At 57.3% G+C, this 13,983-nt stretch carries 20 protein-coding genes and 2 tRNA genes; 10 read left to right on the forward strand and 12 right to left on the reverse strand.

The genetic code is table 11. The annotated features are described in order from the left end of the window. Positions 1 to 132 precede the first annotated feature (132 nt). From ACTJJ7_RS15315 to ACTJJ7_RS15325, 3 genes are all read left to right on the forward strand, one after another. Positions 133 to 2,244, forward strand: a complete 2,112-nt coding sequence (locus ACTJJ7_RS15315; protein ID WP_440967841.1) for a molybdopterin oxidoreductase family protein — start codon at positions 133 to 135, stop codon at positions 2,242 to 2,244. Between the two features lie 78 nt (positions 2,245 to 2,322). Then, the gene (locus ACTJJ7_RS15320) at positions 2,323 to 2,631 is read left to right on the forward strand and encodes a type II toxin-antitoxin system RelE/ParE family toxin (protein ID WP_440967843.1); all 309 of its coding nucleotides are present in this window, start codon (positions 2,323 to 2,325) and stop codon (positions 2,629 to 2,631) included. Continuing rightward, positions 2,628 to 2,933: an addiction module antidote protein gene (locus ACTJJ7_RS15325; protein ID WP_105735728.1), complete on the forward strand. Its 306-nt coding sequence runs from the start codon at positions 2,628 to 2,630 to the stop codon at positions 2,931 to 2,933. Before ACTJJ7_RS15320 ends, ACTJJ7_RS15325 begins: the two co-directional genes overlap by 4 nt. A gap of 17 nt (positions 2,934 to 2,950) precedes the next feature. Here ACTJJ7_RS15325 and purN read toward each other — a convergent pair whose 3' ends face one another. Next, positions 2,951 to 3,574 (reverse strand): phosphoribosylglycinamide formyltransferase, encoded by a 624-nt coding sequence (gene purN / locus ACTJJ7_RS15330; protein WP_440967845.1) that lies wholly within the window; start codon positions 3,572 to 3,574, stop codon positions 2,951 to 2,953. Beyond that, the gene (gene purM / locus ACTJJ7_RS15335) at positions 3,571 to 4,632 is read right to left on the reverse strand and encodes a phosphoribosylformylglycinamidine cyclo-ligase (RefSeq protein WP_440967847.1); all 1,062 of its coding nucleotides are present in this window, start codon (positions 4,630 to 4,632) and stop codon (positions 3,571 to 3,573) included. Before purM ends, purN begins: the two co-directional genes overlap by 4 nt. Positions 4,633 to 4,813: 181 nt before the next feature. On the opposite strand from purM, the gene ACTJJ7_RS15340 reads away from it, so the two are divergent. From ACTJJ7_RS15340 to hdaA, 3 genes are read left to right on the forward strand one after another with little or no spacing between them, the layout of a single operon-like run. Continuing rightward, positions 4,814 to 5,392, forward strand: coding sequence for a CDP-alcohol phosphatidyltransferase family protein (locus ACTJJ7_RS15340; RefSeq protein WP_105735724.1), 579 nt, complete (start codon positions 4,814 to 4,816; stop codon positions 5,390 to 5,392). Then, on the forward strand, positions 5,343 to 6,518 hold the full coding sequence (locus ACTJJ7_RS15345) for an AI-2E family transporter (protein WP_110003320.1): 1,176 nt from the start codon (positions 5,343 to 5,345) through the stop codon (positions 6,516 to 6,518). The genes ACTJJ7_RS15340 and ACTJJ7_RS15345 overlap by 50 nt, the downstream gene beginning before the upstream one ends. A 21-nt stretch (positions 6,519 to 6,539) precedes the next feature. Continuing rightward, complete coding sequence (hdaA, locus tag ACTJJ7_RS15350) at positions 6,540 to 7,238, forward strand: DnaA regulatory inactivator HdaA (protein ID WP_425350498.1); 699 nt, start codon at positions 6,540 to 6,542, stop codon at positions 7,236 to 7,238. Between the two features lie 2 nt (positions 7,239 to 7,240). Here the strand turns inward: hdaA and ACTJJ7_RS15355 are convergent, their stop codons facing one another. Beyond that, positions 7,241 to 7,636, reverse strand: coding sequence for a hypothetical protein (locus tag ACTJJ7_RS15355; RefSeq protein ID WP_130269100.1), 396 nt, complete (start codon positions 7,634 to 7,636; stop codon positions 7,241 to 7,243). Between the two features lie 429 nt (positions 7,637 to 8,065). On the opposite strand from ACTJJ7_RS15355, the gene ACTJJ7_RS15360 reads away from it, so the two are divergent. The 3 genes from ACTJJ7_RS15360 (at position 8,066) to ACTJJ7_RS15370 (ending at position 8,671) form a co-directional block, all read left to right on the forward strand. Further along, positions 8,066 to 8,142: transfer RNA gene (locus tag ACTJJ7_RS15360), tRNA-Pro, on the forward strand. A gap of 76 nt (positions 8,143 to 8,218) precedes the next feature. Continuing rightward, positions 8,219 to 8,524, forward strand: coding sequence for an ETC complex I subunit (locus tag ACTJJ7_RS15365; protein ID WP_105735719.1), 306 nt, complete (start codon positions 8,219 to 8,221; stop codon positions 8,522 to 8,524). A 70-nt stretch (positions 8,525 to 8,594) separates the two neighbouring features. Beyond that, positions 8,595 to 8,671: transfer RNA gene (locus ACTJJ7_RS15370), tRNA-Arg, on the forward strand. 75 nt (positions 8,672 to 8,746) lie between these two features. On the opposite strand, the gene ACTJJ7_RS15375 is transcribed toward ACTJJ7_RS15370, so the two are convergent. After that, positions 8,747 to 9,262: a hypothetical protein gene (locus tag ACTJJ7_RS15375; protein WP_440967850.1), complete on the reverse strand. Its 516-nt coding sequence runs from the start codon at positions 9,260 to 9,262 to the stop codon at positions 8,747 to 8,749. A gap of 860 nt (positions 9,263 to 10,122) precedes the next feature. After that, complete coding sequence (locus ACTJJ7_RS15380; RefSeq protein ID WP_440967852.1) at positions 10,123 to 10,455, reverse strand: hypothetical protein; 333 nt, start codon at positions 10,453 to 10,455, stop codon at positions 10,123 to 10,125. Between the two features lie 321 nt (positions 10,456 to 10,776). Here ACTJJ7_RS15380 and ACTJJ7_RS15385 point away from each other — a divergent pair, with 321 nt between their 5' ends. After that, positions 10,777 to 10,905: a hypothetical protein gene (locus ACTJJ7_RS15385; protein WP_440967854.1), complete on the forward strand. Its 129-nt coding sequence runs from the start codon at positions 10,777 to 10,779 to the stop codon at positions 10,903 to 10,905. Here the strand turns inward: ACTJJ7_RS15385 and ACTJJ7_RS15390 are convergent. The 7 genes from ACTJJ7_RS15390 to ACTJJ7_RS15420 all read right to left on the reverse strand — a co-directional run. Beyond that, positions 10,887 to 11,084: a hypothetical protein gene (locus tag ACTJJ7_RS15390; RefSeq protein ID WP_440967856.1), complete on the reverse strand. Its 198-nt coding sequence runs from the start codon at positions 11,082 to 11,084 to the stop codon at positions 10,887 to 10,889. The genes ACTJJ7_RS15385 and ACTJJ7_RS15390 overlap by 19 nt on opposite strands. Before the next feature lie 253 nt (positions 11,085 to 11,337). Further along, a complete protein-coding gene (locus ACTJJ7_RS15395) occupies positions 11,338 to 11,700 on the reverse strand; it encodes a hypothetical protein (RefSeq protein ID WP_440967857.1) in 363 nt (120 codons plus the stop codon). A 79-nt stretch (positions 11,701 to 11,779) separates the two neighbouring features. Then, positions 11,780 to 12,274, reverse strand: coding sequence for a hypothetical protein (locus tag ACTJJ7_RS15400; protein WP_440967859.1), 495 nt, complete (start codon positions 12,272 to 12,274; stop codon positions 11,780 to 11,782). Beyond that, positions 12,271 to 12,585, reverse strand: coding sequence for an ASCH domain-containing protein (locus tag ACTJJ7_RS15405; protein ID WP_440967861.1), 315 nt, complete (start codon positions 12,583 to 12,585; stop codon positions 12,271 to 12,273). The genes ACTJJ7_RS15400 and ACTJJ7_RS15405 overlap by 4 nt, the downstream gene beginning before the upstream one ends. A 1-nt stretch (position 12,586) precedes the next feature. Next, positions 12,587 to 13,081, reverse strand: a complete 495-nt coding sequence (locus ACTJJ7_RS15410) for a hypothetical protein (protein ID WP_440967863.1) — start codon at positions 13,079 to 13,081, stop codon at positions 12,587 to 12,589. Next, positions 13,074 to 13,634 carry a hypothetical protein gene (locus ACTJJ7_RS15415; protein ID WP_440967864.1) on the reverse strand — a complete coding sequence of 187 codons (561 nt, stop codon included), beginning with the start codon at positions 13,632 to 13,634 and terminating at the stop codon, positions 13,074 to 13,076. Before ACTJJ7_RS15415 ends, ACTJJ7_RS15410 begins: the two co-directional genes overlap by 8 nt. Then, a partial coding sequence (locus ACTJJ7_RS15420) for a hypothetical protein (RefSeq protein ID WP_440967866.1) occupies positions 13,631 to 13,983 on the reverse strand: 353 nt, incomplete at its 5' end. The genes ACTJJ7_RS15415 and ACTJJ7_RS15420, both read right to left, overlap by 4 nt.

A 13,983-nucleotide genomic window follows, 5' to 3' on the forward strand; every position in this document is an offset into this window, starting at 1 on the left:
GTATTCAATACTAAAGTAATTACTTAAGTATCAAGTCCACCCGCCAACGTCAAGCGCGGTCGCGACATTTTGCGTTCTGCAGCATTTATCCAGCCCATTCCGGCGGCGCGAAAACTGCGCTATGGATAGGCCATGAACAAAGCTGTCATTCTCCGCACGGGCCACTCGGCCTGTCCTCACGATTGCCCATCGACCTGCGCGCTGGATGTCGAGGTGCTCGATTCCGGCCAGATCGGACGCGTGCGCGGCGCCAAGGACAACAGCTATACGGCTGGCGTCATCTGCGCCAAGGTCGCCCGCTATGCCGAGCGCATCCACCATCCAGACCGGCTGCTGAAGCCGCTTGTCCGCGGCGGTTCCAAAGGCGAGGGCGTGTGGAAAGAGGCAAGCTGGGACGCCGCGCTCGATCTGATTGCCGAGCGCTTTCTCAAGGCCGAAGCGGAATACGGCTCGCAAAGCATCTGGCCCTACATCTATGCCGGTACGATGGGGCTGGTGCAGCGCGATTCCATGCACCGCCTGCGCCACGCCAAAAAATATTCCAACCAGTTCGACAGTTTTTGCACCAACATGGCCTGGACCGGCTTTTTCGCCGGGACCGGCAAGCTTGGCGGCGTCGATCCGCGCGAAATGGCCAAGTCCGATTGCGTGGTGATCTGGGGCACCAATGCGGCGGCAACGCAGGTCAATGTCATGACCCATGCGGTGCGCGCCCGCAAGGAGCGCGGCGCCAAGATCGTTGCCATCGATATCTATGAGAATGCCACCGTGCGGCAGGCGGATCTCGGCCTCGTGCTGAAGCCGGGAACCGACGGGGCGCTGGCTTGCGCCGTCATGCACGTGCTGTTCCGCGACGGCCTTGCCGACTGGGATTATCTCAACGCCTATACGGACGATCCGAAGGGGCTGGAAGCGCATCTTGCCGGCCGCACGCCGGAGTGGGCGGCGGCGCTGACCGGCCTGACCGTTGCCGAGATCGAAGAGTTCGCCCGGCTGGTCGGCACGACGAAGAAGACATTCTTCCGGCTTGGCTATGGCTTCACCCGCCAGCGCAATGGCGCTGTGAACATGCATGCGGCGCTGTCCATTGCGGCCGTCACCGGCGCCTGGAAACATGAAGGCGGTGGGGCATTTCACTCCAATTCCGGAATTTTCCGCATGGACAAGCGGGAAATCGAAGGGCAGGCGTTCAAGGATTCCTCCGTTCGCCATATCGACCAGTCCAAAATCGGTCTGGCGCTCAACGGCGACAAGGATACGCTCTATGGCGGGCCGCCCGTCATGGCGATGCTGATCCAGAACACCAACCCGGCCAATGTCGCGCCGCAGCAGCGCCTGATCAAGCAGGGCATGCTGCGCGAGGACCTGTTCATGGCCGTGCACGAGCAGTTCATGACCGACACGGCAAAGCTGGCCGACGTGGTGTTACCGGCCACCATGTTCATGGAGCATGACGACATCTATCGCGGCGGCGGCCAGCAGCATATCGTCCTCGGCCCCAAGCTGATCGACGGTCCGGGCGAAACGCGTCCCAACCTCTATGTCATCAATGAACTGGCAAAACGCCTTGGCGTCGGCGACCTGCCGGGCTTCGATCTCGACGCCAAAACACTGATCGACCATATGATGGCGGCGAGCAATCTGCCGGGCTATGACGTGCTGAAGGAAATCCGCTGGCTCGATGTGCAGCCGGACTACGAAACCGCGCATTACGAAAAAGGTTTCAACTGGCCTGACGGCAAATTCCGTTTCAAGCCGGATTGGACCGGCAGCCCGTCGCCCAACCGTCCGCCGCAGTCCATGGGCACCCAGGGGCCGTTCACGACCCTGCCGCAATGGCCGGATTATTGGGAAGCGATTGAAGTTGCGGATGCAAAGCATCCGTTCCGGCTGGGCACGTCGCCCGCCCATAATTTCCTCAACTCGACCTTTGCCGAAACGCCGACGTCGATGTTGAAAGAGGGCCGCCCGGAATTGTTGATTCATCCGGACGATGCGAGCGGTCTCGGCATCGAGGAGGGCATGCGCGTCGAAATCGGCAATGAGCGCGGCGAAGTGGTGGTGCATGCCCGCCTGAACGCCGGTCTCAAGCGCGGCGTGGTGATTTCGGAAGGCCTGTTCCGCAATTCGGCATTCGAGCGCGGCGAAGGCATCAACGTGCTGACGGGCTCGGACGCATCAGCGCCCTATGGCGGTGCAGCCTTCCACGACAGCAAGGTTTGGATCCGCCCGGCAATGAATTGATTTTATTGATATTTTTGACTGTTTTTTGAATCTGAAATTTTGAGTATCTATACATTTTGACAACTATGGCTTACATTTATGAAGCGGTTGATTGAAAAGACCGACACGTTTTTAGACTGGTTTGATGGTCTGCGGGATCAGCGAGCCAGAGCGAGAATTGCCAAACGGCTCGATCGATTGATTGAAGGCAATACCGGTGATGTCAAAGCTGTGGGCGAGGGCGTCAGCGAACTTCGTATTGATTATGGTCCGGGGTACCGCGTCTACTATATTGAGCGAAAGAGTGTCTTGATCATCCTGTTGTGCGGCGGTGACAAGAGTACACAGGACCGCGATATCAAGAGGGCACAGACCATGGCCATCTCCTTGAGGAAAGGCAGATCATGATAAAGTTAAGTCCCTATGACACCGCGCATCATCTGGATTCCGAAGAGATGATCAAAGAATATCTGGCGGCGACGTGTGAAGATGGAACGCCTGCGGAAATAGCGCGCGCCTTGGGTACGATCGCGCGTGCGCGCGGGATTACCGAGCTTTCCCAGAAAACCGGTCTCCCGCGTCAGACAATATATAAAGCCTTGAGCGGCGAGGGTAATCCGGAACTGGCAACCATCACAAAAGTCGCTGACGCACTTGGCCTGCAACTGAAAATTGTGCCTGCGACAAAGAACAAGAAAGATGCAGCGTAGGCGGCGGTGTCACTTGATCAATCGCTGAAAACCGTGCGCCCGGCCTGCATGACGGCCTTGCCGGATGCCACCTGCGCCAGGGCGCGGGCATAGGTCTCGTGTTCCACCGACAGCACGCGCAACGCAAGACTGTCTGACGTATCGCCATTGAGCACCGGTACGGCGGTCTGGGCGATGATCGGGCCTTCATCCATGCCCGCCGTGACAAAATGCACGGTGCAGCCATGCACGCGAACACCGGCTTCAAGCGCCTGTTCATGCGTGTGCAGGCCCTTGAACAGCGGCAGGAGCGACGGGTGGATATTGATCATCCGGCCTTCCCAGGCCTGAACGAACTCAGCCGACATCAACCGCATGTAGCCGGCGAGGCAGACGATTTCCGCTCCCGCTGCCTGCAGCGCAGCGGAGACGGCAGCCTCATGCGCCTGCTTCGTCGGATAGTCGCGGTGCGCAATGGCGTGCGCGGCGATACCGTGCGCCTTTGCCGTCTCCAGCCCGCCTGCGTCGAGCTTGTTGGCGATGACGGCCACGATCTCGGCGGGATAGTCAGCCGCCTTCGCCGCCTCGATCAAGGCGGTCATGTTGGAACCGCGGCCCGAAATCAGCACCGCGACGCGCTTTTTGCGGGTTGCGTTGCTCACAGCGCCAGGTTGCCCTGATAGACAACACCGCTGTCGGCGCGGGCAACCATGGTGCCAAGGCGCACGGCGTTTTCGCCCTGCGCTTTGAGCGCGGCGAGCACGGCATCGGCGTTTTCCGGTGCGACGACGGCGATCATGCCGATACCGCAATTGAACGTGCGCAGCATTTCATCGCGCGCGACGCCGCCAACCTTGGCCAGCCAGGAAAACACCGGCGGCACCGCGATGGCGGAAAGATCGATGCTGGCGGTCAGCTCCTTCGGCAGCACGCGGGGAATATTGTCGGGGAAACCGCCGCCGGTGATATGGGCAAGCGCCTTGATCGCATGGGTTTCGCGGATCGCCGCCAGCAGCGGCTTGACATAGATGCGCGTCGGCGTGAGCAGGGCCTGTCCGAGCGATGTGCCCGGCTTGAAGGGCGCGTCGGCATCCCAGCCGAGGCCGGAGAGTTCGACGATGCGCCGCACCAGCGAAAAGCCGTTGGAGTGAACGCCCGAGGAGGCAAGGCCGAGAATGACATCACCTTCGGCCACATCGCCCGATGGCAGCAGCTGGTTGCGCTCGGCAGCGCCAACGGCAAAACCGGCCAGATCGTAATCGCCGTCGCGGTACATGCCCGGCATTTCCGCGGTCTCGCCGCCGATCAGCGCGCATCCGGCCTGCAGGCAGCCCTCGGCGATGCCGCTGACAATGGCCGCGCCCTGATCCGGGTCGAGCTTGCCGGTGGCAAAATAGTCGAGGAAGAACAGGGGTTCTGCGCCCTGGACCACCAGATCGTTGACGCACATGGCGACGAGGTCGATACCCACCGTGTCATGCACACCCGCATCGATGGCGATCTTCAGCTTGGTGCCGACGCCGTCATTGGCGGCAACGAGGACCGGATCGGTAAAACCGGCGGCTTTCAGGTCGAACAGGCCGCCAAAACCGCCGATCTCGCCATCGGCACCGGGACGGCGCGTCGAGCGCACGATCGGCTTGATCTTTTCGACAAGCAGATTGCCGGCATCGATATCGACGCCTGCCTGCGCATAGGTGAGGCCATTTTTGATCGTCATTGTCAGCTCCGGATTGTTGCTGGCGAAATGGCACGACTCCGCCGCCGCTGCAAGCTCTGAGTGCCCCAAGCCGGGTGAAAACACCAGATATCGACAGTTTGGCCGCGGGAAAGGGGTTGAGCAATGCCGCTGCTGCGTCCATCTAGAGCGTAACGATAGAAAGTGCGAGGAAGCCGGCAGCGTGACAATTCCCAACTATATCACCATCTTCCGCTTCATCCTCGTACCGTTCATCGTCATGGCGCTGCTGTCCGGTTCGGTCGGCGCGGCGCTTGCCGGTTTTGTCGTTGCGGGTGTTTCGGATGGCGTCGACGGTTACATCGCCCGCCGCTACGACCAGCGTTCGGAGCTGGGCGCCTATCTTGATCCCATGGCCGACAAGCTGCTGCTGGTTACCCTGTTCGTCGTCCTCGGGTTTCTCAACGAGCTGCCGGTCTGGCTGGTTGTCATCGTTGTTTCGCGTGACATCCTCATTATCAGTGCGGTGCTGCTGTCGACGGTGATGGCCAATCCGGTGGAAATGCGCCCGCTGTTCGTGTCCAAGGCGAACACGGCGCTGCAGATCGTGCTGGTGGCGTTTACCCTGGCTGATATGACCTTCCAATTTTCATTCGGCGCGGGGCGGACGATTCTGGTATGGATGGTTGCACTCTTGACCGCAGCGTCCTCCACTGCCTATCTCGTGGCATGGACACAACACATGGCTGGCTATGAGCAAAACCGTAAGCAAGACGAAGACGACACCACCGGCCGAACGTGACATCCATGTGGATGTGCAGGTGAGCACTCTGGCAACCAGCGTGCGCCGTCAGGCGGTGTTCTGGACCGGCGCCGTCGTGTTCCTGGCGCTGTTCCTCTACATCTTCTCGTCCATCCTGCTGCCCTTCGTGGCCGGGCTTGTGCTGGCCTATTTCCTCGATCCCGTCGCCGACCGGCTGGAGCGCCTGGGCATGTCGCGCCTGCTGGCGACCATCGTCATCCTCATCCTGTTCGTGGTGACCTTTGCACTGCTGCTGATGATCCTCGTGCCGATCCTGGCCTCGCAGATGACCGATTTCATCGCCCGCCTGCCGAGCTATGTCGCCCGGCTGCAGGAACTCATCGCCAACCGCGATTCCCAGTGGCTGAAGGATTTCATCGGCGTCGATGCCTCCGTCATCCGCAACAGCCTCGATTCCCTGCTGCAGCAGGGCGCGGGGTTCCTGTCCACCCTGCTGCAGTCGATCTGGAGTTCGGGCAAGACGCTGATCGATGTCGCGGCGCTGTTCGTCGTCACGCCCGTCGTCGCATTCTACATGCTGCTCGACTGGGACCGCATGGTGCAGAGCATCGACAATCTGACGCCGCGCGACCATGTGCAGACAGTGCGCGAAATCGCCCGTGACATGAACAAGGCCATTGCCGGCTTCGTGCGCGGGCAGGGCACCGTGTGCCTGCTGCTCGGCATGATCTATGCGGTGGGGCTGACCATTGTCGGCTTGAATTTCGGCCTGCTGATCGGGCTGTTTGCCGGTCTCATCAGTTTCATCCCCTATGTCGGTTCGCTGGTCGGGCTGGTGCTGGCGATCGGCGTGGCGCTGGTGCAGTTCTGGCCGGATTATTTCTACGTGGGCGCGGTGGCGGTGGTGTTCTTCATCGGCCAGTTCTTCGAGGGCAATATCCTGCAGCCGAAACTGGTGGGCTCCTCTGTCGGGCTGCATCCGGTCTGGCTGATGTTCGCTCTGTTTGCCTTCGGTTCGCTCATGGGCTTCACCGGCATGCTGATTGCCGTGCCGACGGCAGCCGCGATGGGCGTGCTCGTGCGCTTTGTCATCGGCCGTTACCGGCAATCCCCGCTCTACACAGGCGACTACAGCAAAAGCGGGCAGTCCAAAGAAATCCGGTGACATCGGGGCGGCATTGACTGTATTTCACCCGGTATGACCGATGCACCGCGACAACTGCCGCTCGATCTTGGCCATGAGCCGGGATATTCGCGCGACGACCTGATTGTCACCGCCTCCAACATGGCGGCGGTGGATATTGTCGACCGCTGGCCGGGCTGGATTTCACCCGTCGTCATCCTTGCCGGGCCGACAGGATCGGGCAAGACGCATCTGGCGGCGGTCTGGAAGGCCGAATCGGACGCAACCGTCATCGATGCCGCACATATCGGCGATGCCTCGGGCAAGACCGGTCCCTTCCTGATCGATGCCATCGGCGACGGCCCGATCGATGAAGCCGGGCTTTTCCATCTGATCAACAGCGTGCGCCAGAGCGGATCGAGCCTGTTGATGACCTCGCGCCGCTGGCCGGGCAGCTGGCCGGTAAAACTGCCCGACCTTGCCTCACGCCTGAAGGCGGCAACGACGGTGGAGATCGGCGAGCCGGATGACATGCTGTTGTCCGGGGTCATGTACAAGCTGTTTGCCGACCGGCAGATCGCCGTCGATCCCAATGTGATCGGCTTTCTGGTGAGCCATATCGAGCGGTCGCTGTCCACCGCCAGCCGCATCGTCGAGCGTCTTGACCGCGCGGCGCTGGAGAAAAAATCGAAAATCACCCGCGCGCTGGCCGCCAGTGTCGTCACGGCCCTCGACGAGGGGCAGGCGACCTTCGATCTCTAAGATCAGTGGTTCTTGATGGCGTTGAGAAAGATCGCCGCGATCTTGCTCAGGTGATGGTCGCCGTCTTCGTGATAGGCTTGCCGTCCGGCGGTGGAAATCGCGTTGAACAACTGGTTGCCCTCGCTGTCGAGGGCGAGCGTATCCCTGACGATTTTGGCAATATCGCCGCGCGGCTGGATTTTCCGGGCGAGATAATCGGCCAGCAGTTTCTGCTGCCGCGCGCGGTCATCGGTGATGGCGCTGAAAATACCCCACACGAACCAGGTTTCACCGATCTGCATATCGTCATCGCTGATCTGGTGCAGCTGTTGCTCCCGCAGTTTTGCCTTCTGGGTATCGGCGATGCCCTGGGCGAGGTCGAACGCTGCCGTATCTGTGATCTCGATGTTTGCTGACATGATGAAACTCCAACGGTTTGAACGAGCCGTCAGTGCGCACATCTCGGCGGACAACGGGGCGTTCCCTGCAAAACCAGTTCCGGGGGTATGACCCCGGTCAAGGACGTATCTTCAACGCGGCGCAGCCTCCCGCCAGAGGGCAGGTGCTGCCGGACCCGCGCCGGTGTTCGAGCAGGGGGAGTGTTCCAAAGTCGGACGTTACAATCAAGCCATTTGTCGCCGAATCATTGCATGCCGCCGCCGCGCCGGCAGCGCCGGTTGCGGGGCAGGGCGGAACATCGGCGGAACATGCCCGGCGGCTTGCCTGCAACTTTCACCGTTGTCTTCGCTGCCGCTGCAAAGCTTTTGTTCCGTTTGCGGGCTTTTCTTTGATTTGGCTATTGCGTTCCGGAATCAAAAACTCTAGGGAAGCCAACGTTGAACATGATACGGAGCGTAGCGCAGCCTGGTAGCGCATCTGGTTTGGGACCAGAGGGTCGGGAGTTCGAATCTCTCCGCTCCGACCATTTCAACCGATGATGCTGCTGGTACTGAACCGAAGCCTGTACTATATCGGGATTTCAGACAAAGGGATTTCTTCTAATGGCAGCACGTATTTACCGCCCCGCAAAAACAGCCATGCAGTCCGGCAAGGCCAAGACCGAAAGCTGGATGCTGGAATTCGAGCCGGAACAGCCGCGCAAGGTTGAGCCGCTGATGGGCTATACGTCATCGCGCGACATGAAGAGCCAGATCCGCCTGTCCTTCGAAACGAAGGAAGAGGCAATCGCCTATGCACAGAAGAACGGCATTGCCTATTCGGTGCAGGAACCCAAGGAAACAAGGCGGCGTGTGGTTTCCTATTCGGAAAACTTCCGCTTTGACCGCAAGCAGCCTTGGACGCACTGATTTTTGACGTTCAAGCGTTTGCAGTTTGTTCGGATTTCCCGGCGATACTGCCATCGCCGGTGTAAACGCTGGTCCCGTAGCTCAGCTGGATAGAGCACCGGCCTTCTAAGCCGACGGTCGCTGGTTCGAATCCAGCCGGGATCGCCATCTTTTCAATAGCTTAGCTGTGGACTATTTGGGGAGTTTAGACTCGTCCCAGATCCGAGTTTAGACTTTTGTGGTCTATTTGTTCCGTTCTCTGATGCGACGACGGCCAATAATGCGCGCCTCGTCAGCCTGTCGGACACTTTCCAAATCCACCGGTTGATACGTTTTGTGGATCGCATTCGCGCTTGAAATGCTGTTCGCCATTTTTGCAGCGGTGTTGGACGGGGATGCGCCACCAGCATTTGCTTCAATGGCCCCGGATCGTCTCATGTCGGCAAGTGTGCGCTTGTCTCCCGGGAACGTGAGTTCTCGGACTACACCAAAATCATCTGGTAGAGTATAACGGGAATAGACTGCACCACTGCGATTGCGCAAAATCGCGCCAACATCGCATGGTTCTTTCGTTAAATAGGCATCAAGCAATGCTAGGGAGCGCCGGCCGACTGTTCCAATCGCCGCGCGACCGGACTTCGCCCGTTCTATCGGGAAGTAGCGTTCTCTGCCTTCTCCCTTGATGCCAGCAACAGTAAGCCCTCGCAGATCCGCGGGCGAAAGCTGCGTGTCCCATGCGAAGGCGATACTGACAGCCAAACCATAATATTTCCGCCGCCACGCCATTTTGACCAGCCTGACAACTTCCCCCTCGCTCCATGACGATGATCTAGGCAGTGGCGCACTGTTTCGCACGGCGAGAGAGGGGTCCTGTTTCCCATCACAGAACTGCATTGCCGCACATACATTCCATAGAGCGCGCCAAGTCTTGATAACGCGCCAAGCTTCACGAGGTGAAACGGTCTGCTTGATCGTGTCTCTAAACTGTGAGAGCGCTTCAAAATTGATTTCTGGGCTTGTCGGCGGCAGATCGCCAAATATCGGGCTTATCCTAGCCCACGATCTTTCCCACTCTTCCCGAGTGCGTGGTTTTTTGGCCTCTGTCCACTGAGAGGTTTTTTTGTATCGCTCGAAGGCATCACCAATGGATCTTTTCGGCCACTTTAACGGGGAGTCTTGTTCTCGACCGACTCGATGGCGTTGCCACCGTTCGTTCCATTCAGACGCTATTCTCCATGCTTGGGGGCCATCTACGCCGCAGCGGACGAGTTTGAACCCAGCCTCCTTCATTTGCTTCGAAGGTGCCCAGTATCCATACTTACCCTTTATAACGATGTAATATGGGATTTTGACACTACCCACGCATTTTCCTCAATCTCTCGGAGACAACTCCCGTAGATTGCAACGCCTGTACGTTCGCTGGCAAGTCCCGCCTGTGCCTGTTGGATCGCCATAGATCAATCGCATCAAGGTCAAAATTTCCAGTGTCTGGATCAGAGGGGGGAAAACCTCGACTTAACAGACGCGGAAGTATCTCCTCAAATCTGTCTAGAGACAATCCAAGGCGTCGAGCGGCCTTATCTGGCGGGATGTCCTTGGGATCTATGTGAAAACGGATTTCAGCCATGTGTGCTTTTCCCGTTTTCCACCGTCTTACGCTCCTCCTCTACAAGAGGGCTGGCTTCGAGCATGGCGCGGTATCCGCGTTCGATGTCGGCATAGAATGGGGTATCTAGCTCATTCATTCCGGCTGTCACCATCGCTTCGCTCGGCTCACTCAGGGCTTCGAGGATGGTGGCTATGGCTGCGGTGGCTTCACCGGTAAAACATTTCCAGCGATGATCTAATCCTCCTCCTATCCCAGTAGGATCATAGTTCCAGTCTGGATCAAGTCCTTTGGCTATGCAGATGTTCCGCGCCACCTTCTCGACCAGTTCTTCATACGGCGTCATTGAAAGCTCCTGCGGATCGCATTATAGCCATAAAGCGCTTCAGAAGCGTTCTCTGCGCTTGTCCATGAGACGCTTGAATTTTGCTCAACTGCTTGTCAACGATCCGCTCGCAGGATGGGCAAACATCCTGTATGTCCTCCGTCTTATAGATGTCCCTGAGCGGATTGAGGTGGGTGGCTCGATCTCCACATATATCGCATTTTGGCATGATCTATATTTCCTTTATAAGGGCACTATTCATCGGGAGACACCTCTCTTTTCCCAATGAGGCCTGCGAAGGCTCCTTGAGGTAAACCACAGTGCTGTGGATGTTCCGTCTGCGTGGCTGATCTCAAGAAACCACCTCGATCCGCCCATGTGCTCAAGATGAGCGCCACCAGAGCCGACAATCTCGTCAAGCGTATCGTCTTCGTTGAATTCGGTGCGATCAATCATTTGCTTGCACCATAGTCTCGGCGTCGTTCCTCGTCGCGCTGCTGAATAAGGTCCTCCCGTTCTTCGCGGGCGATACCCTCGATCCACTTGTAAAACCGGCAGAACCAGCCTCCATGAGGCGCATAGTCTGCGATCAGCGCAGCATCACGCTCGACTTCGCCATATTCATAGATGTCGCGATCAATCTGCTTCATTTGCTCGCTCCATGGGCTTTAAGCCAGTCCCGCAAGCGCGGCAACGGGCAGCTATCGGCTGAATGTCCGTGATGGATGAGGCTTTTCACGGCGGCTCCATTCCGTTCGCAGAATGGTTCGCTGCACCATTCGACGGTAAAAATGCTCCCGTATTTGTTGCAACTCTGATAGCAACCCCAAGATGGTGTATGAATCCGTGCACCATCTTGACTGATGTGGGGAACGCAAAGCTTGCTGTCCATGTCGGCTGTCATTACTGTCCTCCATGGGCTTTGAGGATGGCTATGCAGAGGGCAATGGCAGGCACTGGAGCGCCGCCCAATTCGACTGAGCTATAGGCTGTGCAGTGACCCTTCCTAATTTCAGCATGCCATGTTTTGCTATCGTCTTGCCCAATATTAGCGACAAGCCACCCCGGCAGCACACGGGAAGCCAATGCCAGGGCGGCATCTACAGAGGCGGTTACAGCGGGATACCGCACGAAATCATCCCGCTCAAACCAACTTCCGTCACTATGAATTTTCTTAGGAGGAAATATCTTACCAATAAGAATATCCACCTCCCGATCCGGCGCGGTCAACTGCTCTAGGCGCGCTATTAGCTGGGAGTGGGTCATGTCAGCCACCAGATTATGGCGTTGCATGCAGACAAGGTGAAAGCTACGAATGCTGCTTCAAAAAGTAGTTGTTTACTCATCATTCACGCCTCCCAGCTGCGCGGGCGCGGCGGAGGATGTCTAGATTGACACCATGCCTATTGCCTTCGCAGTCAATAAACATGATGTATTGAGATGCCTCAGCCGGTGCTTCGGCCAATATCGCGTCTATAATGGGCAAGAAATTTGAGAATACTTCCCGCAGCACTGCATTCTCTGCCTCGGCGGCTGTGGCTCGCCGGTCTGCATCACTGTCAGTTGTGAAATCGCCGTCTAAGATTTCGTATGCGGTGGCTGTGATGTTGTAAAAACCATCACTTGGCGTCTCGATACGGAAATGATCCACAATAGCTTGGGCCAATTCCTCAAGCCATTTACGCTCTCTATCCCTCTCTGCAACGAGGGAACGAATGAGGGTGTCGGCTTCACGGTCAAGGATTTTGTCGTCGCCCGTATATTCCAGCGGCTCTGTAGCCTCGTCATATGCTTTGGCTCGCGCTTCCAGCCTCGCCAGCAGTTCATCTATTTGGGTCATGATGGCTCTCCCGATACGTCAATGGCGAAAACGTCGACTGGATTTGGCCCAAAATGCGGATGTGTAATTGTTTTCTCGAGAAGACCACGCCACGGCAAAATCAAACGGCGCGCTGTATCTGCTGCCTTCGGATAACCAAGGGTTAATTCGATATAATCGAACGGTATTGGTTCTATGCTGTTTCCGAAAAGTCTACGGTTCCAATAGTCGTTGCGAAGGCGATATTCTTCTTTTTTCTCGCCAGATTTAATCGCCTCGAAATATTCGCGCTTCAATGGGATAGTAAGGCCGTGCCCGCGTGGCTTCACCATGTCAGCGCTCCTCCAGAAGGGAGAGGATGGCGGCTACTGCTTCCTCACGTTCGTTTCCATGCGAAAGATTTGCCGCCTGCACCACCTCCGCACACTCGCGTATGATGTCCTCTCTGATGGTGGTGGGGTGGGTGAAGAGGGGGCGCATGACATAATCGGTTGCATCACTGGGGCGATGTGGCTTTGTATTCGACACCATCCATCGTCCTGTAAGTGGTTCATCGCCGTATGCGCTCTCCCATTGCCATCCAACCGGCTCCTGCTTACAAGGCGCGCGGGCGGAACGGATACGAGCTTCGTAATCGGCTTGTGCTTCAGCTTGGGCGGCTTCGAGGGTTGGCTGAATTTCTCCGATACCGTGAACGATAAAACCACCCGCAACAGTTATGACACGATAGCCCCAATCGAACGGTGTCTGGGCTCGCCAATATTTCGAACCGGGATACGGAATGTCTTTCTCTTCCCATTCCAGCTTTTTCACTGTCACGTCACTCATGTTCGGAACCTTTCGTTAGGGCGGCGAGGGACTGGGGCACGTAAGGCACACGAAATAATGACCATGCGCCATTTGCCATCCAGCTTCGACCAAGCGTATCAACCCAGTAATAGACCGGCTTTCCTGAGACAACGTCCGTAAAAGCGCACCCGATATTCTGCATAGGCCTGCCGCCTGTTAGCTTCCCCATCACACGCCCTCCTTGTTGAGTGCGGCGAGTATTTCTCGCAATTCCTTGCGTATTGCCGCGTGATATTTTGCAGACCCTTCGAATAGCATCAGCCATGGTTTCTTGAACGGAATGGTAATCGGCTCGTTCTTCGATCCTCTCCCGCAACCCCGCTTCTCGCTTCTGGTAGGCGGTGAGTTGATCCCGAATATCGGATATTGACACCCGCGATGAAGAGTTGACCATCTTTTCAACCCGAACATCATTCTGGTGGACGGCTAGTTCGGCTTCTAAGACCTCTAAGCGCTCAATAAGATCAGTGAAATCAAACGGCTCATGAGAATGCATCTCCAAAGCCTCAAGACGTTCTTCAATGGTTTTCATTTGCCACCTCCATTGATACGGGACGCAATGATGTTTTGAGCTTGGTTGATGGTGTAATTGACATCATCAGGGCATCCGCACACTTCGATGATGAGCCACGCGAGTGCGGTTTCGGCGGCAGTCATTTCTCGGTCATCGGATTGCAGCGGCTTGTTACCGTCCAGCATCTCAGCAAGGGAGGCTTCGTCTTGGGTGGCGCAGGAGTGAAGGCTTTTGATGGTTTCCTGCGCTTCCTCAATTGCGGAAAGATTGTCTTTCACAACTGAACGCGCTTCATCCCGTTCCGCCTCAAGCTGTGCAATGGCAGATTGGTGGTCGATGAATTTGACATAATCACCAGAAGCGCTAG

The organism is Phyllobacterium sp. 22229 (assembly GCF_052056495.1).
GTDB classification, from domain to species: Bacteria; Pseudomonadota; Alphaproteobacteria; order Rhizobiales; family Rhizobiaceae; genus Phyllobacterium; species Phyllobacterium myrsinacearum.